This window comes from Streptomyces collinus (genome assembly GCF_031348265.1).
Taxonomy (GTDB): Bacteria; Actinomycetota; Actinomycetes; order Streptomycetales; family Streptomycetaceae; genus Streptomyces; species Streptomyces collinus.
In genome coordinates, this window is record NZ_CP133771.1 from 6,863,726 (window position 1) to 6,883,210 (window position 19,485).

The 19,485-nt window shown below is 72.3% G+C and carries 19 protein-coding genes; 9 read left to right on the forward strand and 10 right to left on the reverse strand.

Features of this window, described 5'->3' with window-relative positions; genetic code table 11:
• Nucleotides 1-4: 4 nt before the first annotated feature.
• Nucleotides 5-1,291: a ferredoxin reductase family protein gene (locus RFN52_RS31140; protein ID WP_373308450.1), complete on the reverse strand. Its 1,287-nt coding sequence runs from the start codon at nt 1,289-1,291 to the stop codon at nt 5-7.
• Between the two features lie 209 nt (nt 1,292-1,500).
• Here RFN52_RS31140 and RFN52_RS31145 point away from each other — a divergent pair, with 209 nt between their 5' ends.
• From RFN52_RS31145 to RFN52_RS31170, 6 genes are all read left to right on the forward strand, one after another.
• Nucleotides 1,501-2,199, forward strand: a complete 699-nt coding sequence (locus RFN52_RS31145) for a response regulator transcription factor (RefSeq protein WP_062931671.1) — start codon at nt 1,501-1,503, stop codon at nt 2,197-2,199.
• On the forward strand, nt 2,196-3,653 hold the full coding sequence (locus RFN52_RS31150; protein WP_184851153.1) for a sensor histidine kinase: 1,458 nt from the start codon (nt 2,196-2,198) through the stop codon (nt 3,651-3,653). The genes RFN52_RS31145 and RFN52_RS31150 overlap by 4 nt, the downstream gene beginning before the upstream one ends.
• Nucleotides 3,654-3,733: 80 nt before the next feature.
• Nucleotides 3,734-4,858, forward strand: a complete 1,125-nt coding sequence (locus tag RFN52_RS31155) for an ABC transporter ATP-binding protein (protein ID WP_184854089.1) — start codon at nt 3,734-3,736, stop codon at nt 4,856-4,858.
• Nucleotides 4,855-5,559 (forward strand): ABC transporter permease, encoded by a 705-nt coding sequence (locus RFN52_RS31160; protein WP_184851155.1) that lies wholly within the window; start codon nt 4,855-4,857, stop codon nt 5,557-5,559. The genes RFN52_RS31155 and RFN52_RS31160 overlap by 4 nt, the downstream gene beginning before the upstream one ends.
• Nucleotides 5,556-6,221: an ABC transporter permease gene (locus RFN52_RS31165; protein WP_184851157.1), complete on the forward strand. Its 666-nt coding sequence runs from the start codon at nt 5,556-5,558 to the stop codon at nt 6,219-6,221. The genes RFN52_RS31160 and RFN52_RS31165 overlap by 4 nt, the downstream gene beginning before the upstream one ends.
• Nucleotides 6,222-6,298: 77 nt before the next feature.
• Nucleotides 6,299-7,255: an ABC transporter substrate-binding protein gene (locus tag RFN52_RS31170; protein WP_184851159.1), complete on the forward strand. Its 957-nt coding sequence runs from the start codon at nt 6,299-6,301 to the stop codon at nt 7,253-7,255.
• A 48-nt stretch (nt 7,256-7,303) separates the two neighbouring features.
• Here the strand turns inward: RFN52_RS31170 and RFN52_RS31175 are convergent, their stop codons facing one another.
• The 6 genes from RFN52_RS31175 to RFN52_RS31200 all read right to left on the reverse strand — a co-directional run bounded on the left by RFN52_RS31175 (nt 7,304) and on the right by RFN52_RS31200 (nt 13,320).
• Nucleotides 7,304-7,888 (reverse strand): GTP-binding protein, encoded by a 585-nt coding sequence (locus RFN52_RS31175; protein ID WP_184851161.1) that lies wholly within the window; start codon nt 7,886-7,888, stop codon nt 7,304-7,306.
• Nucleotides 7,875-8,234 (reverse strand): DUF742 domain-containing protein, encoded by a 360-nt coding sequence (locus RFN52_RS31180; protein WP_062929727.1) that lies wholly within the window; start codon nt 8,232-8,234, stop codon nt 7,875-7,877. The genes RFN52_RS31175 and RFN52_RS31180 overlap by 14 nt, the downstream gene beginning before the upstream one ends.
• A 1-nt stretch (nt 8,235) precedes the next feature.
• Complete coding sequence (locus RFN52_RS31185; RefSeq protein WP_020271575.1) at nt 8,236-8,667, reverse strand: roadblock/LC7 domain-containing protein; 432 nt, start codon at nt 8,665-8,667, stop codon at nt 8,236-8,238.
• A gap of 14 nt (nt 8,668-8,681) precedes the next feature.
• Nucleotides 8,682-11,105 carry a sensor histidine kinase gene (locus tag RFN52_RS31190; protein WP_184851163.1) on the reverse strand — a complete coding sequence of 808 codons (2,424 nt, stop codon included), beginning with the start codon at nt 11,103-11,105 and terminating at the stop codon, nt 8,682-8,684.
• 191 nt (nt 11,106-11,296) lie between these two features.
• Entirely contained in the window at nt 11,297-12,301 is a 1,005-nt protein-coding gene (locus RFN52_RS31195; RefSeq protein ID WP_184851165.1) for a sugar ABC transporter substrate-binding protein, read from the reverse strand.
• Between the two features lie 203 nt (nt 12,302-12,504).
• The gene (locus tag RFN52_RS31200; protein ID WP_184851167.1) at nt 12,505-13,320 is read right to left on the reverse strand and encodes an SAM-dependent methyltransferase; all 816 of its coding nucleotides are present in this window, start codon (nt 13,318-13,320) and stop codon (nt 12,505-12,507) included.
• A gap of 171 nt (nt 13,321-13,491) precedes the next feature.
• Here RFN52_RS31200 and RFN52_RS31205 point away from each other — a divergent pair, with 171 nt between their 5' ends.
• Together RFN52_RS31205 and mgtA are read left to right on the forward strand one after the other, a co-directional pair.
• Nucleotides 13,492-13,839: an ArsR/SmtB family transcription factor gene (locus RFN52_RS31205; RefSeq protein ID WP_184854090.1), complete on the forward strand. Its 348-nt coding sequence runs from the start codon at nt 13,492-13,494 to the stop codon at nt 13,837-13,839.
• On the forward strand, nt 13,829-16,339 hold the full coding sequence (gene mgtA, locus RFN52_RS31210; protein ID WP_184851169.1) for a magnesium-translocating P-type ATPase: 2,511 nt from the start codon (nt 13,829-13,831) through the stop codon (nt 16,337-16,339). Before RFN52_RS31205 ends, mgtA begins: the two co-directional genes overlap by 11 nt.
• Here the strand turns inward: mgtA and RFN52_RS31215 are convergent.
• On the reverse strand, nt 16,330-17,877 hold the full coding sequence (locus RFN52_RS31215; protein ID WP_184851171.1) for an LCP family protein: 1,548 nt from the start codon (nt 17,875-17,877) through the stop codon (nt 16,330-16,332). The genes mgtA and RFN52_RS31215 overlap by 10 nt on opposite strands.
• A gap of 77 nt (nt 17,878-17,954) precedes the next feature.
• On the opposite strand from RFN52_RS31215, the gene tatA reads away from it, so the two are divergent.
• The gene (gene tatA / locus RFN52_RS31220) at nt 17,955-18,170 is read left to right on the forward strand and encodes a Sec-independent protein translocase subunit TatA (RefSeq protein WP_184851173.1); all 216 of its coding nucleotides are present in this window, start codon (nt 17,955-17,957) and stop codon (nt 18,168-18,170) included.
• Between the two features lie 33 nt (nt 18,171-18,203).
• Here tatA and RFN52_RS31225 read toward each other — a convergent pair whose 3' ends face one another.
• Nucleotides 18,204-18,650: a DUF6114 domain-containing protein gene (locus RFN52_RS31225; RefSeq protein WP_184851175.1), complete on the reverse strand. Its 447-nt coding sequence runs from the start codon at nt 18,648-18,650 to the stop codon at nt 18,204-18,206.
• A complete protein-coding gene (locus RFN52_RS31230; RefSeq protein WP_184851177.1) occupies nt 18,650-19,321 on the reverse strand; it encodes a DUF6230 family protein in 672 nt (223 codons plus the stop codon). The genes RFN52_RS31225 and RFN52_RS31230 overlap by 1 nt, the downstream gene beginning before the upstream one ends.
• Between the last annotated feature and the right edge of the window lie 164 nt (nt 19,322-19,485).

Consider the following 19,485-nt stretch of genomic DNA (forward strand, 5'->3'; position numbering starts at 1 on the left):
CTCGTCATCCGGCCAGGCTGAAGCGTTCGAAGTGGGTCTGCGGCTTCGGCACGCCCAGCTCGCGCAGGCTGCCGAGCACCGCGTTCATCATGGGCGGCGGACCGCACAGGTAGACGTCCCGCTCGGCGATGTCCGGCACCAGCCGGGCCAGCTCCCGCGGCGCCAGCCGGTCCGGCACGGACGGGCCCGTGACCAGGTGCAGTTCGGCGCCCCGGGCGAGCGCGAGATCGCGCAGCTCGTCGTAGAGCACCGCGTCCTGGTCCGTGGCCACCCGGTAGATCACGACCGCGTGGCCGTGCAGCTCCTCCAGCAGGGCCCGGATCGGCGTGACACCGACGCCGCCGGCGATGAGCACGGCGTCGGGGCGGGTGCGGTGCAGGGTGGTGAAGGCGCCGTAGGGGCCCTCGGCGAAGACGCGCGTGCCGGCCTTCAGGTGCCGCAGGGCGGCGCTGCCGTCACCGGCCCGCTTGGCGGTGAGCCGCAGGGTGCGGCCGTCGGGGGCGGCGGACAGGGAGAACGGGTTCGCCTGCCACCAGCGGTCCTTCGTCAGGAACCGCCACAGGAAGAACTGCCCGGCCAGGGCGGGCAGCCGGTCCAGGTCGCGGCCCGTGACGTAGATCGAGACGACGTCGTCGTTCTCCGGGACGACGGCCGTCACCCGGAGCCGGTGGCGCAGGTTGCGCCACAGCGGCAGCACCAGCCGGCCGGTGAACACCGAGGCCAGGGCCACGCCCCACACGGCGTACCAGTACGCCGTCGCCACCGCGGACGAGGCGAACGTCGTCCCGGCCGCGACCTGGTGCGTGAACGCCAGGACCACCGCCACGTAGGTGTACAGGTGGATGAAGTGCCAGGTCTCGTACGCCAGCCGGCGCCGGGCGTATCGGGCCGAGACCGCCCCGACCACGAGGATGATCGCCAGCGCGACGATCGCCCGCAGCACGCCCTGAACCGTCTCGGCGAGGTCCACCAGCTGGTTCACCGGGTCCAGGGAGGAGGCCTGCGCGTAGCCGAGGACGATGAACACCGCGTGCGACAGCAGCAGCCACAGCACCGAGAAGCCCGTCCAGCGGTGCCAGGACGTCAGCCGGTCCATGCCGATCCGCCGGTCGAACCACGGCAGCCGCGCCACCAGCAGCAGCTGGAACGCCATCAGCAGCGCCGCGTACAGCCCGGTCAGCCGGCCCAGCACGATCAGCGCGTTCGAGGCGAAACCGGCCTGCGCGAAGAACACGGCCACCACGGCCGCGTTCGCCAGCAGCACCGCGTACAGGCCGGCGCGGCCCACCACTCTGGGGCGCACACCGGGGCGGGACGCCGCCACGGGAGGTTGTCGGAGGGTCGTCACGGTCGGCAGCTCCTTGATCGGCTCCTGGGATACCGAGCTTGGCGCGGGGGAGCTGTCGGGAAGCTGTCGCTCAACTTTCAAGTTTTTATCGATACCGCGGCGGGAGGGCCCGCGGCTATGGCGGCGCCCGGCCCGTGCAGCACTATGAGCTCGTGGAGAAAGTACGACTTCTCGTCGTCGACGACGACCCGCCCATCGCAGACCTCGTCGCGACCGTCGCCCGCTACGAGGGCTGGGACGCGGTCACGGCGTACACCGGCGAGGACGCGCTGGTGCGGGCCGCCGAGTTCCACCCGGACATCGTGGTGCTCGACCTGATGCTGCCCGGCGTGGACGGCTTCGGCGTCCTGGACCGGCTGCGCGCCTCCGGCACGATGGTGCCGGTGGTGTTCCTCACCGCCCGCGACGGCGTCGCCGACCGGGTCGCGGGCCTGACCCGGGGCGGCGACGACTACCTGGTCAAGCCGTTCGCCGTGGAGGAGCTGATGGCCCGGCTGCGGACGGTGCTGCGGCGCAGCGCCGGGCCCGCCTTCCAGCGGTCCGTGCTCCAGGTCGGCGACCTGACCATGGACGAGGACACCCGGGAGGTCCGGCGAGGCGAGCGGCTGCTGTCGCTGACCCCGACCGAGTACGAGGTGCTGCGCTACCTCATGCGCAAGTCGCCCACCGTGCTGACCAAGGCGCAGATCCTCGACCACGTGTGGGAGTACGGCTTCGGCGGCCGTTCCAACGTCGTCGAGCTGGTCGTCAGCCGGCTGCGCCGCAAGCTCGACGAGACCGACGAGGGCGGCTCGCCGCTCATCCACACCGTGCGCGGGTTCGGGTACGTGCTGCGACAGGCCGCCGAGTGATCGCCCGGCTGCGCCGGGCCTACCGCGGAATGCGCCTGGGCACCCGGATGGCCCTCGGCCTCGGCGCCCTGGCTCTGGCCGTCTTCGCCGTCGTCGGCACGGCCCTGACCACGTACATGCGGGACTATCTGTCGGCCCAGCTCGACACCCAGCTCGCCCAGGCCCAGATCGCCCAGTCCAAGAGCATCGCGGACTACGGCACCCTCTCGGGCAAGAAGTACTACAGCTGGTTCTACGCGGTGTACGACGTGTCGGACGGCAGGACCGAGCTGCGCAGGCCCGAGGACCCGGCCGACCTGCCGAAGGACGTCGACGACTTCACCTCCCTCGCCCGGGCCCAGACCGCCGCGCACACCGAACTCCTGCGCACCGAGCACCTCAGGGGCGCGGGCACCTACCGGCTGCGCGCCTGCGAGGTCGAGCCCGGAGTGGTCCTGGTGAGCGCCGCGCCCCTGGAGGACATCGAGGACACGGTCGGACAGCTGATCACGATCCAGGTCGTCACCTTCGCCCTGGCGCTGCTCGCCCTGGTCGTCTTCGGCCGCCGGATGCTGCGCCGCGGCCTGAAGCCGCTCAGCGACATGGCGTCCACCGCGCACGGCATCACCTCGCACGACCTGACCGAGTCGGCGGCCCGGCTGCCGCTGCGCGCCGACGGCCGCGACGGCGGGCCCGAGGTGGACGAACTGCGCACCGCCTTCAACACGATGCTGGAGCACATCGACGACTCCCTCGCCGTGCGCGCCGAGGCCGAGCAGCGGCTGCGCCGCTTCGTCGCCGACGCCTCGCACGAACTGCGCACCCCGCTGATGTCGGTGCGCGGCTACGCCGACCTCTTCCAGTACGCCGCCGCCAACGCCCCCGAGGAACGCGACCGGCACCTGGCCCGGCTGCGCGCCGAGGCCGCCCGCATGGGCATCCTCCTGGACGACCTGCTGCTGCTCGCCCGGCTCGACGCCGCGGAGGTGGAGGCGCCGCTGCGGTTGCAGGACGCCGACCTGGTGGAGCTGGTGGGCCAGGCCGCGGACGCCTTCCGCGCGGGCCGCCCGGACCATCCGCTGACCGTCCTCGCGGGGCCGGGGCCGGTGCTGCTGCCGATGGACCCGCTGCGCATCCGGCAGGTCGTCGACAACCTCCTGACCAACGCGGCGGTGCACACCCCGGCCGGGACGAAGGTGTCGGTGGAGGTCGCCCTCCTGCCCGGCGCCGCCGAGGTGCGGGTCGCCGACACCGGGCCGGGCATCCCGCCCGACGACCGGGCGCGCGTCTTCGACCGCTTCTACCGCGTCGACAAGGCCCGCAGCCGCGACCGCGGCGGCAGCGGCCTGGGCCTCGCGGTCGCCCAGTCCCTGGTCCGCGCCCACGGCGGCCGCATCGAGCTGAACAGCGCACCGGGAGCGACGGTGTTCACGGTGCGCCTGCCCGCGCCGGGCGTACACCCCGCGGACCGGTGAGAGGCGCCCTCTAGACTCGTCCGGAAACAGCCCGTACGACCATGGCCAACGCTTCCGCCAACCCGAAGGGCTCCGGCGCCTTGATACGGATCGAATCAGTCACCAAGCGCTATCCGGACGGCACGGTGGCTGTCGACCGGCTCTCCCTGGAGATACCCGACCGCTCGATCACCGTCCTCGTCGGACCCTCGGGATGCGGCAAGACCACCACCCTGCGGATGATCAACCGCATGGTCGAACCGAGCGAGGGCACCATCCTCCTCGACGGCGAGGACATCCAGCGCCGGCCCGTCACCACCCTGCGCCGGTCCATGGGTTACGTCATCCAGAACGCCGGCCTCTTCCAGCACCGCACGATCCTCGACAACATCGCCACCGTGCCGCGCCTGCTCGGCTGGGGCAAGCAGAAGGCCCGGGCCCGGGCGGCGGAGCTGATGGAACGCGTGGGCCTCGACACCGCGCTCGCCAAGCGGTACCCGTACCAGCTGTCCGGCGGCCAGCAACAGCGCGTCGGCGTGGCCCGGGCGCTCGCCGCCGACCCGCCCGTGCTGCTCATGGACGAGCCGTTCTCCGCGGTCGACCCGGTGGTGCGCAAGGGACTCCAGGACGAACTGCTGCGCATCCAGGACGAGTTGGGGAAGACCATCGTCTTCGTCACCCATGACATCGACGAGGCGATCAAACTCGGCACCATGGTCGCCGTGATGCGCGAGGGCGGCCACCTCGCCCAGTACGCGCCCCCGGCCGAGCTGCTGTCCGAACCCGCCGACGCCTTCGTCGAGGACTTCCTCGGAGCCGACCGCGGCATCCGGCGGCTGTCGTTCTTCCCCTCCGCCGGACTCCCGCTGACGACCGGCCCGGTGATCCCGGCCGATGCCACCGCCGAGCAGCTCGCCGCCCCCGACGAGCCCTGGCTGCTGGTCATCGACGCCGACGGCAATCCCCTCGGCTGGGGTGAGCGGGGCGACCTGACGGCCGGTGACATCAGGACCGACCGGCTCGTCCCGCACGGACGGCCCTTCGTCCCCGGCACCGACTCCCTGCGGACCGCCCTCGACAGCGCCGTGCTCTCCCCGGCAGGCCACGCCGTCGCCGTGGACGACACCGGCCGGGTGACCGGCGTGGTCTCGCAGGCGACCATCGGCGAGGCGATCCGCAGCGCCCACGCCGGCGGCCACGCCGACGAGACCAAGGTCGCGTCGTGAACGGCTTCTTCGACATCCCGAGCGACCTCCAGCACAGCTACCAGGGCCTGATCGGACTGCACCTGCGCGAGGCCCTGCTGCCCGTGCTGGCCGGCCTGCTGCTCGCCCTGCCGCTCGCCCAGCTCTGCGTCCGCTTCCGCTGGCTCTATCCGCCCGTGCTCGGCGCCACCACCATCCTCTACGCCGTCCCGTCGCTGGCCTTCTTCGTGGTCCTCATCGACTACACCGGCCAGACCGAGCTGACCGTGATGATCCCGCTGGCCGTGTACAGCCTCGTGGTGCTCGTGCCGGCCATCGTCGACGGCGTGCGGTCCGTGCCGCAGGAGACCCTGGCCGCCGCCACCGCCATGGGCTTCGGGCCCGTACGCCGCTACCTCCAGGTGCAGTTGCCGATCGCCGTGCCGGCCATCATCGCCGGACTCAGGGTCGCCACCGTCTCCAGCATCTCCCTGGTCAGCGTCGGCACCCTCATCGGCAACCAGGGCGCCCTCGGCAACCTGCTCGCCGACGCGCAGAAGTACGACCGGCCCGAGCTGGCCGTGAACTCCGTGATCACGACGGCCGTCCTGGCCATCCTGTGCGACGCCCTGCTGGTGCTGCTCCGCGTCGTGCTGACCCCGTGGATGCCGAACGGCACCCGCCGGCGCCCGAAGCCGAGCACGCGGCAGAAGCTGCCCGCCCCCCAGGACGTGACCCGGTGAACGTACTGAACTTCGTCAACGCCTTCTTCAGCGACAGCGCCCACTGGCACGGCTACGACGGCATCCCGCAACGCCTGCTCGAACACATCCAGTACTCGGTTCTGGCGCTGGCCCTCGCCGCCGCCATCGGCCTGCCGGTCGGCCTGCTCACCGGGCACACCGGGCGGGGCGGCAACGCCCTCGCGTTCATCGCCACCGCGGCCCGCGCACTGCCCAGTTTCGGCCTGCTCGTGCTGATCGTCATCGTGATGGGCTTCGGACTGCTGCCCGTGATGATCCCCCTGGTCATCCTCGCCGTGCCGCCGATCCTGGTGACCACCTACGAGGCCGTCCGCACCGTCGACCCGTCCCCGGTGGACGCCGCCCGCGGCATGGGCATGCACGAGTCGCGGATCCTCTTCCAGGTCGAACTGCCGGTCGCGCTGCCGCTGATCCTGAGCGGACTGCGCTCGGCGGCCATCCAGATCGTCTCGACGGCCACCATCGCCGCCTACGTCAGCCTGGGCGGCCTCGGCCGGTACATCGTCGACGGGCTCTACCAGCGCAACTACGAGAAGGTGGTCGGCGGCGCCACCCTCGTGGCCGTCCTGGCGCTCGTCACGCTGGCGCTGTTCTGGGCGGTGGGCCGCCTGGCCGTGTCACCGGGGGTGCGCCGGCGCTGACGTCCTGGCGATGTCTGTAAGAAACCGTGACCAGGCGTCTCTTGACTGATCGTGAAGCCGCTGGATTGGATCGGTGGATGACTTCTACCGCGAAGAGCAGCTGGTCCAGGACGAGGCACACCGGCGCGGCAGTGGCCGCGCTCACCGCCGCTGCGGCACTGCTCGCGGGCTGTTCGTCCGGCGACACCTCCGACGACCCCCTGGCGGGCGAGAAGGCGAAGGCGGGCACCGTCGTCGTCGGCTCCAACAACTTCGCCGAGAGCACCCTGCTCGCCGACATCTACGGCGAGGCGCTCAAGGCCAAGGGCATCAAGGTCACGTACAAGCACAACATCGGCAGCCGCGAGACGACGTACGGCCTGATGAAGAACGGCTCCGTCACCGTGCTGCCGGAGTACAACGGCTCGCTGCTCGCCTACCTCGACCCCAAGGCCGAGCAGAAGTCCGCCGAGGCGGTGAACGAGGCCGTCAAGGCCAAGCTCGACAAGAAGCTGACGCTGCTCACGTCCTCGCCCGCCGAGGACAAGGACTCGGTGACCGTCAACGCCGCGACCGCGAAGAAGTACAAGCTCACCTCCTCGTCCACCCTCGCGGACCTCAAGGAGGCCGCCCCGGACCTGGTGATCGGCGGTTCGCCCGAGTTCCAGACCAGGCACCAGGGACTGGAGGGCCTGAAGTCCGTGTACGGCCTGGAGTTCAAGTCCTTCAAGGCGCTCGACGCGGGCGGCCCGCTGACCCAGGCGGCGCTCACCAGGAACACCGTCCAGGCCGCCGACATCTTCACCACGGACCCCACCATCGTGAAGGAGAAGTTCGTCGTCCTGAAGGACCCGGAGAACCTCTTCGGATTCGCCAATGTGACCCCGCTGGTCCACAAGGACGGCCTCTCCCAGAAGGGCGTCGACGCGCTCGACGCGGTCTCCGCGAAGCTGGACACCAAGACGCTCCTGGAGCTGGACGCGCAGGTGCAGCTGGAGAAGAAGGACCCGCTGGACGTGGCGACGGCGTGGCTGAAGTCGGCGGGCCTGAGCTGACGCGCTGACTTCTCACCGGCCCGGGCACGCGACCGTCCGGGCCGGCCGCTACGCCTGCACCGCCGACGCGATCAGCTGGTCGATCAAGGCGATCAGCACGTCCCGGCACGACTCCCGGTCCCGGGCGTCGCACAGCAGCACCCGCACGTGCTCCGACAGCGCGAGCGCCTCCCTGATGTCCTCGGGCGGGTACGGGTGTTCGCCGTGGAAGCCGTTGACGCCGACGACGAACGGAATGCCCCGGCGCTCGAAGAAGTCGATCGCGGCGAAGCTGCACTCGGGTCTGCGCACGTCGACCAGGACCACGGCACCGAGCGCGCCGAGCGCCAGGTCGTTCCACATGAACCAGAACCGCTGCTGCCCCGGCGTGCCGAACAGGTACAGCACCAGTTCCCGGCTGATGGTGATGCGGCCGAAGTCCAGGGCCACGGTGGTGGCCCGCTTCTCCTCGATGCCGTCCAGGTCGTCGACGCCCAGACCGGCCATGGTCAGGGGTTCCTCGGTGCGCAACGGGACGATCTCGCTGACCGACCCGACCATGGTGGTCTTGCCGACGCCGAAGCCCCCGGCTATGAGGATCTTGACCGTGTCGGGTGCCGAAGACGCGTCGGTGGCAAGGTCAGAGCCGGCCAAGGCCGTCCCTCACTTTCTGCAGCAGGTCCAGGTCCGGGGTCGTACGGGAGACAAGACGCGGCGGGCGGACGGTGATCCGGCCCGCCTCCAGCAGGTCGCACAGCAGAATGACGACCACGCTCACCGGCAGGTCGAGCCGGGCGGCCAGCTCCGCCACGGCGACCGGCTCGGCGCACAGCCGGAGGATCCGGGTGTGCTCGGGCTGGCACCGGGCCGCCGTGGCGGGCGGCGGATCGACCGCCGTGACCGTCGAGATGAGCGTGAAATCGGCGCGGCTGGGACGGGTCCGCCCGCCGGTCAGAGCGAACAGCCGGACGAGCCGGCCCGCCGCATCACCTACGGTCACCTCACACGCCGGGATCGACGACGGGTCCGGCCATGCCCCGCGGTGCCGCGCTGAGGTGCTCGCCGATCTTCTTCACCAGCATGTTCATCTGGTACGCCACCACCCCGACGTCCGCGCCCGGCCCGGTCAGCACGACCAGGTGCGCGCCGGGCCCGGCGGAGGTCAGGATCAGATAGCTGTTGGCCATCTCGATGAGGGCCTGACGCACCGGACCGCCCCGGAAGTCCATGCTGACGCCCTTGCTGAGGCTCATCAGCCCGGAGGCGGTCGCCGCGAGCCGCTCGGCGTCGTCGCGCAGGAATCCGGTGGACTTGCTGACCACCAGGCCGTCCTCGGAGAGCACCACGGCCTGGTTCACGTCGGCGACCCGCTCCACGAGTCCGGTCAGCAGCTGGTCGAGCTGGGTGTGCGTGGCGGGGATGGGGCGTGTCATTGCGGTGTCCTTCGTCAGCGGTCGGCGGGCGGAGTCGAGGGGACGGGGCCGGCGGCGGCCTGCCGGGGTACTGCGGCCGCCTCCTCGTCGTGGGGCGGCTCGGCGTCGTCGTCACGGGCCCGGAGCGTGCCGCGCTGGAAACCGGCCAGGGAGGCGGCGGCGGCCTCGGCGGTGAAGTCGCCGAGGGAGCCGTCGTCACCGGCGGGCGCGGACTCCTCGCGCAACTCCTCCACCAGGCTGGTCTGCGGCACTCTGCGGGGGAGCGGGGTGAGACCGTCCCGCCGGGGGACGACCTCGCGGGTGGCCGATGCGGCGGAGGAGGCCGCGGAGGCGGAGCGGGCCGTGACCAGCGGCCGGGGCTCCGGGGCGGGCCCGGCGACGCGTTCCGTTCCCCGGGAGGCCTCGGCCCATCGGGGGGCCTCACTCCGCTCGGCGTCCGTCGCACCCCGTCCGTCCGCCGCCACCTTCTCGTCCTCCGGGGCGTCGCCGTCCCGCACGGCGCCGCCGGGAGCCTCCCGCACCACGATCTCGTGCGGCACCAGCACGATCGCCGTGGTCCCGCCGTACGGCGACGAGCGCAGGGTGACGGCGATGCCGTGCCGGTGGGCCAGCCGGCCGATCACGAACATGCCCAGGCGCAGGTCGTCGGCGAGCGCCACCACGTCGAACTGCGGCGGCACCGCCAGCTGTTCGTTGAAGGACGTGTAGTCCTCCTCCGACATGCCGAGTCCGCGGTCCTCGACCTCGACGGCCAGGCCCTTGGCCACCATCCCGGCCCGCACCGTGACGGGGCTCGGGGCGGGGGAGTACGCGGTCGCGTTGTCGATGAGCTCGGCCAGCAGATGGATGACGTCGGCCACCGCGGGCGGCGCGACGTACACCTCCTCCTCGGTGAGCACCTCCACCCGCTGGTACTCGGCGACCTCCCCGACCGCGCTGCGCAGGATGTCCATCAGCGCGACCGGCTCGGCCCAGCTGCGGCCGGGCCGTTCCCCGCTGACGATGACGAGGTTCTCCTCGTAGCGGCGCAACTGGCTGGCCGTGGAGTCCAGTTCGTACAGGCCCTTGAGGACGTCGGGATCGGTGTGCTCGCGCTCCAGCGTGTCGAGCTTGCTCAGCTGGAGGTTGACCAGGTTCTGGCTCTGCCGCGCGATGCCCAGGATGATCTTCTGGAAGCCTCGCCGGGTGTCGGCGAGTTCGACCGCGGTGTGCACGGCCGTGCGCTGGGCGGTGTTGAACGCCCTGGCCACCTGGCCCAGTTCGTCGTGGCCGTAGTCCAGCTCGGTCGTCGCCGACTCCGGGTCGACCGTCTCGCCCCGCTCCAGCCGTGCCACCACGTCGGGCAGCCGCTCCTGGGCGAGGCTGACGGCGGCCCGGCGCAGGCCGCGCAGCCGCCGGGACAGCGAGCGGGTGATCCGCCACGACATGCCGACGCACAGCAGCAGTGCGAGCAGCCCGCCGGCGCTCAGCAGCGCCGCCTTGAGCAGCAGGGCGTCCGCTTTGTCGGCACTGCGCTGCAGCAGCCCCGTCGTCTGCTGCTGGATGAGGCCCGCGTACTGCTCGGACAGCGTGTCCATGGCGCCGGACCACCGCTTCTGCGCGTCCGGCAGGGCGATCCGGTCCGAGGCGGCGCCCGCGTTGCGCGACGCCAGCACCTGGTCCTCGACGGACTGCAGCGTCTGCCAGTCCCGGCTCGCCAGGATCCGCTCGGTCTGCGCCTTGGCGCTGCCCGTCAGCTGCGGCACGACCTGGTCCTTGACCAGCCAGCGCCGGGTGTTCACCAGCTCCGTGAACTGCGTCCACGTCCTGTCGTCCAGATGCCCGGTGGGCCAGGCCAGGGTCAGCTGCGCGTCCTCCCGGGAGACCAGTTCCGCCGCGTGCTCCAGCCCCACCAGCGGGCCCGCCTGCGAGGTGAGGTCGCCGTCGTCGACCTGGGACAGCTCCTGGAAGGCGTGGATCTGGTCGTCGATGATCGAGGAGTACTGGTCCAGCGCCTGCTGCGCGGTGATGTCGGTCGGGTCGTCCACCTGGTCCCGGTAGTACTCCAGACTGCCCACCGAGCCCAGCACCGAGTACAGCCGGTCCGATATGCGGGAGGGCGCCTTCTCGATCGCGTCCGCCTGCCCGACCAGCTTGGCGACCGCCTTGTCGGTCTCCGCGCGCTGCGCGTCGAGGGCGGCCCGGGAACCCTTCGGCGTGGCCAGCCAGGCGGCCGACAGACTGCGCTCCCGCTGCAGCGCGAGCGTCGCGTCGGTGCCCATGGCGCCGGTGGACCGGCTGAGTTCGGTCTGGTCGCGCAGCCTGAGGCCCTCCGAGAACATCTGGATCGTCGTCACGCCCCACATGGCGGCGAGGGTGACGCTGGGCACGAGGGCCAGGAGCACCAGGGAGAGGCGTATGGATCCGAGGCGGCGCCGGGCACCTGTCCGTCGAGACATCGTCGTCCTAGGGCGGTCAGCGGGGGTGAGGAACGGGGAGGCGGAGCGGTCGGGGGGATGTGGGGGACGGGTGCGGGGGTGGTGCCGTCCCGGACACGGCACATGGGATGCGCAGGATGTTATCCGTACAAGTGGGTGTGCGTGCCGGGCCTGACCGAATCTTTGGCGACACCGTCACAGGAAGCGCCCGGTCACCGGGTCCCGGCGGCCGCGAACCGTGACACAGCGGACACGTTCGATCTGGTGACGAACGCGGGCCCGGTGAGCACCGGAGCCGTCCCGCCACCGCTGACGTTGCCGTTGGTCCGGTACAGCCACAGGGCGTCCACCGCGAGGTAGCCCTGCAGATACGGCTGCTGGTCCACGGCGAACTGCACCTCGCCGTCCCGGACCGCTTTGACGAGGTCCTTGTCGAGGTCGAAGGTGGCGACCTTCGCCCGGCTGCCGGACTGCCGCACCGCCTTGACGGCACTGAGCCCGTACTGGGCGCCCAGGGTGACGACCTCGTCGATGCTCGTGTCCTGCCGCAGCCGGGACGCGATCGTGGCGGTCACCGCGTTCATGTCGCTGCCGTCCACGTACAGGTTGTCGGTGTCGCCCGCGAAGGTCTTGCGCATACCGGCGCAGCGGGCCTCCAGCGCGACGTTGCCCCGCTCGTGCACCACGCACAGGGCGTGCCGGGCCTTGAGGGCGTCCAGTTTGTCGCCGACGGCCCGGCCCGCGACGGACTCGTCCTGGCCGAAGTACTCCAGGAGCCCGGTCGGCCGCCAGGCGTCGATGCCGGAGTTGAGCCCGACTACGGGTATGCCGGCCGCCTTGGCCTGGGCTACCGGGCCACGCATCGCCGCCGGCTTGGCGAGGGTCACCGCGATGCCGTCGGCCTTGGCGTGCACGGCGTCCCGCACCAGATCGGCCTGCGCGGCCGGGTCGGCGTCGCTGACGTACGTCAGGTCGATGCCGTCCTTGGCGGCCGCCGCCTCGGCGCCCCTGCGGACCAGGTCCCAGAAGGCGTCGCCCTTGCCGCCGTGCGTCACCAGGGTGACCTTCATCCCGCCGCCGGATCCGCCCGCCGCGTCCGCCTCGTCGCCGGCCGTGCCGAGGACGGAGCAGCCGGACACCAGCAGACACAGGACGGCCGCCAGGGCGGCGACGCGAGTGCGTCTCACGGAAGTGTGCGGCGGGGGAGGAGTGTTCATGAGGGGCGGACCTCGCTGTGCGGCCGAGCAAGAGCAGGGTGAGAGTGCGTGCGGGGCCGCTGGGGTGCACCGGCCTGATGACTCTCGCTGGCCCGGAGCCAACCGTGTGTGACCACCGGTCGTCAAGTGAGCGGCCACATGCAGTGAGTTGATGCTGCCGCATCGTGATGATCTGTGCGACTGGTCGAACAGCGGGATTCCGGTTACGGCTTGCGCGCCACCGCCCCGTACATCGCGATGTCCTCGTCGCGGATGCCCTCACCTCCGCTTTCCGTACCGTCCGTGCGGTTCGGGCGCCACTGGTGGACCTGGACGACGCCGGGTTCCACCAGATCGAGATCTTCGAAGAACTCCGCCGCCTCCGCGTGGGTGCGCAGCCGCATCGGCATGCCCCGGGCCGCGTACTCCCGGGCGACCCGGCCGACCTCGTCCGGGGCGAAGTCGGCGGTGCCGACCGACATCGCCAGACAGCTGCCGGAGGGCAGCGGTTCGAGGAGCCGGCGGACGATGCCGACGGCGTCGTGCTCGTCGAGCATGAAGTGCACGATCGCGATCACCGTCAGCGCGACGGGCTCCGAGAGGTCGAGCGTCTCCCGGAACCCGGGGGCGCCGAGGATGGCCGCCGGATCGCGCATGTCCGCCTCCACGTACGCCGTCCTGCCCTCCGGCGTGCCGGACAGCAGCCCCCGCGACAGGGCGAGGACGAGTGGGTCGTTGTCGACGTAGACGACCCGCGCCCCGGGCGCCGCCTCCTGGGCGATCTCGTGCAGGTTGGGGGAGGTCGGGATGCCGGTGCCGATGTCGAGGAACTGGCGTATCCCCATCCCCCGGGCCAGGTGGCGCACCGCCCGGTGCATGAAGTCGCGGTTGGCCCGCATGTGGACGGGCAGGGCGGGCCACTCGCGGCACATGGCGTCGCCCGCCTCCCGGTCGGCCGGGTAGTTGTCGTCGCCGCCGAGGATGTAGTCGTAGATCCGCGCGGAGTGCGCGGTCCCGGTGTCGACGCGGTGCTCCGTCATCCGGCCTCCTGATGCTCAACTGATCTATATGCGGCAGCAGTTGGCCGCCGTACGCGATTCCACCACTCCTGGTCCAGGGAGGGAAGGAACCGCTTGCTCCGGTGGTCCTGCGGGCCCGCCTAGACTGGGGCGGCGCGCAGGGCGACGGAGGCGACGGAAGGGGCGGTGACGGTGGCGGCAGCCGGCGGTGGCTTCGAGGACCCTTCCGCGGACATACTCGCCCAGGCGGCCGCGTCCTTCGGTCTGCTCGCCTCGCCCGCCCGGCTGCACATCGTCTGGGCGCTGGCCCGCGGCGAGAGCGACGTGACCGGCCTCGCCGAGCGGGTCGGCGGCGCCCTGCCCGCGGTCAGCCAGCACCTCACCAAACTGAAGCTGGCCGGACTCGTGCGCTCCCGCCGCGAGGGCCGCCGGCAGGTGTACTACGTCGACGACCCCGACATCGTCGAGGTCGTACACCTCCTGGTGGACCGGCTCTCGGACCGCGCCGCACCGGCGCGCCGCCGCCTCCATGGCCTCTGAGGCCGCCGGAGGCACCACCCTGGAGGTGCTGCGGCGGCTGGAGTCGGGCCCCCGGGGGCTGACCGAGACCCAGGCCGCCTCGCGGCTGGCCGCCGTCGGCGAGAACACCCTGCCGGACCGCCGTACCCCGTCCTGGCCCCGCCGCTGCGTACGCGCCCTGCGCGACCCCTTCACCGCCGTACTGCTCTGCCTCGGCCTGGTGTCCGCCGCCCTCGCCTCGTGGGGCACCGCCGTGGTGATCCTCGCCCTGGTGGCGGTCAGCTGCGCGCTGCGGGCCGGCGGGGAGCACCGGGCCGACCGTTCCCTGACGGCCCTGCGCGAACTGGTCGCCGGCACCGCCACGGTGCTGCGGCGCCCCGGACCCGACGAGCCGCCGGAACCCCGGGAGGTGCCCGTCGGCGAACTGGTCCCCGGCGACGTGCTCCGGCTCGGCCCCGGTGATCTGGTCCCGGCGGACGTACGCCTGCTCCGGGCCCGCGGGCTCACGGTGCACCAGGGGGCACTGACCGGGGAGTCGGCGCCGGTGGCGAAGCGGGCCGTCGACGAGGACGACCCCGACGAGACCCCTCTGTGCTTCCAGGGCAGCACGGTCGCGGCCGGCGGCGCCACCGCCGTCGTGGTCGCGACCGGGGCCGCGACACGGTTCGCCGCCGCCCACCGGACCCCGGCCGCTCCGCGGGAGGGCGGGGCCTTCGACCGGTCCGTGCACGGCATCTCCTGGGTGCTGATCCGGTTCATGCTGCTGACGCCGCCGCTCGTGCTGATGGCGAACGCGACCCTGCGCGACCGCGGCCTGGAGACCCTGCCGTTCGCCGTCGCGGTCGCCGTCGGGCTGACACCCGAGATGCTGCCGGTGATCGTCACGACCTGCCTGGCCCGCGGCGCCGCCCTCCTCGCCCGCACGCACGCCGTCATCGTCAAACGGCTGCCGGCCCTGCACGACCTGGGCGCGGTCGACGTGCTGTGCGTCGACAAGACCGGCACCCTCACCCAGGACCGCCCCGTCGTCGAACGGGCCCTCGACGCGGCCGGCCGGGACGACCCCGAGGTGCTGCGCTGGGCCGCCGTCGGCGCCTGGTGGACCCTCCAGCTCGCCGAACTGCCCGCCCCGGACGCCCTCGACGAGGCCCTGCTGGAGACGGCCGGGCCGGTGGGCGAGGAGTACGACGGGGTGGACGCCGTGCCGTTCGACCCCGAGCGACGGTGGGCCGCGGCGGTGGTCCGGGGCGACCTCGGGCGGCACACCGTCGTCGTCACCGGCGCGGCGGAAGCCGTCCTGGAGCGCTGCGCCACGGCGCCCGGCGAGCGCGACCGGCTGCTCGCCCTCGCCGCCCGGGAGGCGGACGCCGGGCTCAGGGTCCTGGCCGTCGCCACGGCCGACCGCCCCGCCGGCGCCGGCACGGTCCATGCCGCTACGGCCGACCCCCGGGGCCTGGCCTTCCAGGGCCTGGTGACCTTCCGCGACGCCCTCGCCCCCACCGCCGCCGAGGCCCTGCGGGAACTGGCCGGCCGCGGCGTCACCGTGAAGGTCCTCACCGGCGACCACCCCGCCACGGCGGCCCGGGCCTGCCGGGACCTGGGCCTGGATCCCGGTGGCGTACGGACCGCCGCGCAACTCCCCGACGGCCCCGGCGGGGCGACCGTCGTCGCCCGCTGCACCCCCGAGGACAAGGCCCGCCTCGTCGCCGCCCTGCGGGCCGCCGGGCACACCGTCGGCTACCTCGGCGACGGCGTGAACGACGTGGCCGCCCTGCGCGCGGCCGACGTCGGCATCGCGCCCCGCTCCGCCGTCGGCGTGGCACGCGAGAGCGCCGACGTCGTGCTCGCCGACAAGGACCTCACGGCGATCGGCCACGCGGTCACGGCCGGCCGGCACGCGAGCGGCAACATCGGCTCGTACCTGCGCGTCACGCTCTCCTCGAACCTCGGCAACGTCGTCGCCATGCTCGCCGCCGGGCTGCTCCTGCCCTTCCTGCCGATGCTCCCGGCCCAGGTGCTCGCGCAGAACCTGTGCTTCGACGCCGCCCAGCTCGCCTTCGCCCACGACCGTCCCGGCGCCGCCGCCCTGCGCGGCCCGGCGGTGCTGAGACCGCGCTCCTTCCTCCGTTTCGTGGTCGGCTTCGGGATGCTCAACGCCCTGGCCGACCTCGCCACCTTCGCCGTCCTCGCCCTGGCGCTGCACGGCCCGGACGCCGCCGTGGACGACGAGGCCGTGTTCCACTCCGCCTGGTTCACCGAGAACCTGCTCACCCAGGCCGTGGTCATGCTGCTCCTGCGCACCGGCCGGCGCGGCGGACCGGGCCGCGCGCCGGGCCCGGTCGGCCTGGCGGCGGCCGGTCTCGCCGCCGTCGGCGTGCTGCTCCCGCCGAGCCCCCTCGGATCGGCCCTCGGCATGACGGCCCTGCCCGCCGCGTACTACCTGCTGCCGGCCGTCGTCCTCGGCCTGTACGCGCTGGCCCTGGCGGCGGCCCGGACCCGGCAGCGGCGCCGTCAGCCGTAGGTGAGGTTCGAGCAGGGGTTGTCGTCCGCGGACCGGGCCCCGTCCGCCACCTCGGACGGCACGGCGGCCGGGGCCGGGGAGGCGGACGCGCCCGCCGCCGGGCTGTCCGCGTACGTCTGCCCGAGGACGACACTGATCCCGCTGCCGGTCACGGACCGCAGCTCGGCCCCGGGGAAGGCCTGCGCGACGGTCCTCGCCCGGTCCTCCAGGCCCGGCCCGTACTCGACCAGCGTGGTGGTGTGGTCCTGGCCGGCCGCGGTCGCCGTGCCCGTCACCGTGAAGCCGTCGCCGGTGAGTTCGGTGGCGGCGCGGGCGGCCAGGCCGGGAACGGCGGTGCCGTTGTAGACGGCGACGCCGATGCCCGCGCCGGAGACCGGCGTGGGGGAGGCGGCGGTACCGGAACCGGCTTTCCCGGTCTTCTTGCCGCCGGCGTTCTTGCCGTCGATCGTGCGGTCGGACCGGAGCGCCGCCCACAGGGCGTCCGCGTCCGGCTGGACGATCGCCACCCGGGACCCCTCGTAGCGCCAGGGCAGGGTGACGAACTTGGTGTTGTGCAGGTCGACGTCCTTCAGGGACATCGCGAAGGAGATCAGCTTGTCGGCGGAGCCGAGGCCGGGGTCGACGGTGAGCGATTTCGTGGCGGCGTCGGCCAGCGGCAACAGCCTTGTGGGGGTGAGGCCCTTGCTCTTGACCTCCTTCAGCAGGCTCGCCACGAACGCCTGCTGGCGCTTGATGCGGCCGATGTCGGAGCCGTCGCCGATGCCGTGCCGGATCCGGACGTAGTCCAGTGCCTTCTGCCCCGACACGGTCTGCTCGCCCTTGTGGAAGAGCAGCTTGCCCGGGGCGGTGAGATGCGGGTCGAGGTCGTTCTCGTAGACGTCCTGCGGCAGGCACACCTTCACCCCGCCCACCACGTCCGTCAGCTCCGCGAAGCCCTTGAAGTCGACGACGACGGTGTGGTCGACGCGCAGCCCGGTGAGCTGCTCGACGGTGTTCTGGGTGCAGGCCGGGTTGCCCTTCGCTGTCTGGCCGACCGAATAGGCCGCGTTGAACATCGTGTCCGGCTGGGCCTTGGTCCACGTGCCGTCGGGGAGTTTGCAGGGCGGGACGGTGACCAGCGTGTCGCGGGGGATGGAGACGGCGATCGCGTGCCGGTGGTCGGCGTAGACGTGCAGCAGGAAGGCGGTGTCCGAGCGGCCGACGTCGTCCTTGTCGCCGCCGCCCAGCGCGTTGTTGCCGCCGGTGCGCGTGTCGGACCCGATGACCAGGACGTTCTCGCCCTTCGACGAGCCGGCCTCGGGGCGGTTGTCGGACAGGCCGCCGGAGTCGAACGTGCTGATGTCGCCGTCCAGCTTGAGGTACAGCCAGCCGGCGCCGCCCGCGGCGAGTACGAGAAGGGCCAGGGTGACCAGGAGGGCGGTGCGTATGCCCCGGCCGCGGCGGCGCCTGCGATCGCGCGGGGCGGCCCGGTTGCCGTGGGCGGCGCCCCCGCTCCGGTGTCGCGGCGGGTCCGTCCTCCGATTGCTGGTGACCGTCATCGGCGTCTGCTTGCCTCTCGCCCGGGGGTTGTACAGTTGCGCAATGTAGCAACTGTTGACGAGAGGGAGGGCGTGACGTGCTGCGCAACGGACTGGAGCCCTGGCATCTGCTGATCGTGGCGATCGTCGTGATCGTCCTGTTCGGCTCGAAGAAGCTGCCGGACACGGCACGATCGCTGGGCCGCTCGATGCGGATCCTCAAGAGCGAGGCCAAGGCGCTGAAGGAGGAGGGCGGTTCGGGCGCGGCGCCCGGTGAGCAGACCCGGCCCACCGCGCCCGCGGACGCCGGCTAGGGCCCGTCGTCCGGATCGGCCGAGGGAATCCCCTCAGGACTGCCGCGCGGGCGTCGGGGGCAGGGTCTTGGCCGCCCGGGCCTGCTTCCGGCGCTGTCTGCGGCCGACACGGGGTTCCTGGTCCGGGAGCCAGCCGAAGGCGAGGCAGCTGCCGGTCACGCCCAGGAGCAGGCCGATGAAGAAGCCGCCCAGGTTGGAGGTCATCCAGGTGCCCAGGGAGACCAGGACACCGATGACCGAGTAGAACAGGCGCTGGGTGGGGTTGAAGAGGATCAGCACGCCGCACAGCAGCATCACCACCGGGAGCAGATAGCCGGCCAGGCCCTGCATGCCGACGTGCAGGATGACGTCCAGCGACGCCTTCAGGGTGAGCAGGACCTCCGCCCCGCCCAGGGCGAGCAGCAGCCCGCCCCAGAACGGGCGGCCGGCCCGCCACTGTCTGAAGGCGGGCCGGACTCCCTCACGCGGGCCGCGCGGCATCAGCAACCCGATCCGCTGAAGCCCAGCTTCAGGCCCGGCAGCTTGAACACGCCGGCCGTCGTGGCGTAGTTGGTCTGCCGCAGGTTGGCGATGTGCACCGTGTCCGACTGCTGGCTGAACACGCCGATCGGCCCACGGCCCTTCGGGCCCGCCTTGTTCAGGGTGCTGGCGTCGTTGCCGATCTCGATGTTGGTGAAGGCGGCGTCGCCGGTCAGCTCGGTCGAGTCGGTCGTCAGATCGCTGGCGCGCACCTTCTGTGAGCCCTCGCCCGCCCTGATGACCAGGTTCGTGCCGCCCAGGTCCACGCTCTGGCAGAGCTTGGTGAGCGTGGCGTTCTTGATCACGGACGTGACGACCAGCACCTGACCGCCGGTCTCGCCCGCGTTGGGGCTGCCCTCGGCCATCTCGTCCAGGCCGCCGAACTGTGCGAAGCCGGTGCCGTCCAGTTCGGTCGCGGTGACCGTGAAGGGCATGCCGGAGATGGCGAACTGCACGCCCAGGGCCCCTTCGGCGGTGAGGACCGCGAGGCCCGCGGCGACCAGGGTGGCCGGCACCGCCATCACCGCGGCTCGGCGTGCCCGGACCCGCCCGCGTCGCGCGGGAGCGTCGCTGACGTCCGGGGCGGCGACGCCGTCCGGTCTTTCGGGGGTGTGCTCGGCGGGGGAGGTCATGTCTGCTCCAGGTGCATGTCGGTGCGGATCGGACTTCGGTGGCACGTTGCCCTGGCGCGGACATCGACCGCGTACGCACGTCTCCCGCAACTCCCGGCGGTTGCAAGGGCTTTCTCGTTACGCCGCAGTAGCCGTCGAGGAAGTTACCGGGGGTTACATGAGGG

Bases quoted from the DNA above. Each gene is read 5' to 3' on its own strand.
- RFN52_RS31225 (WP_184851175.1), bottom strand. From the start codon at position 18,650: ATGCCGCGCGGCCCGCGTGAGGGAGTCCGGCCCGCCTTCAGACAGTGG.
- RFN52_RS31230 (WP_184851177.1), bottom strand. From the start codon at position 19,321: ATGACCTCCCCCGCCGAGCACACCCCCGAAAGACCGGACGGCGTCGCC.
- RFN52_RS31195 (WP_184851165.1), bottom strand. From the start codon at position 12,301: ATGAACACTCCTCCCCCGCCGCACACTTCCGTGAGACGCACTCGCGTC.
- RFN52_RS31185 (WP_020271575.1), bottom strand. From the start codon at position 8,667: ATGACACGCCCCATCCCCGCCACGCACACCCAGCTCGACCAGCTGCTG.
- RFN52_RS31215 (WP_184851171.1), bottom strand. From the start codon at position 17,877: ATGACGGTCACCAGCAATCGGAGGACGGACCCGCCGCGACACCGGAGC.
- RFN52_RS31170 (WP_184851159.1), top strand. From the start codon at position 6,299: ATGACTTCTACCGCGAAGAGCAGCTGGTCCAGGACGAGGCACACCGGC.
- mgtA (WP_184851169.1), top strand. From the start codon at position 13,829: ATGGCCTCTGAGGCCGCCGGAGGCACCACCCTGGAGGTGCTGCGGCGG.
- RFN52_RS31190 (WP_184851163.1), bottom strand. From the start codon at position 11,105: ATGTCTCGACGGACAGGTGCCCGGCGCCGCCTCGGATCCATACGCCTC.
- RFN52_RS31200 (WP_184851167.1), bottom strand. From the start codon at position 13,320: ATGACGGAGCACCGCGTCGACACCGGGACCGCGCACTCCGCGCGGATC.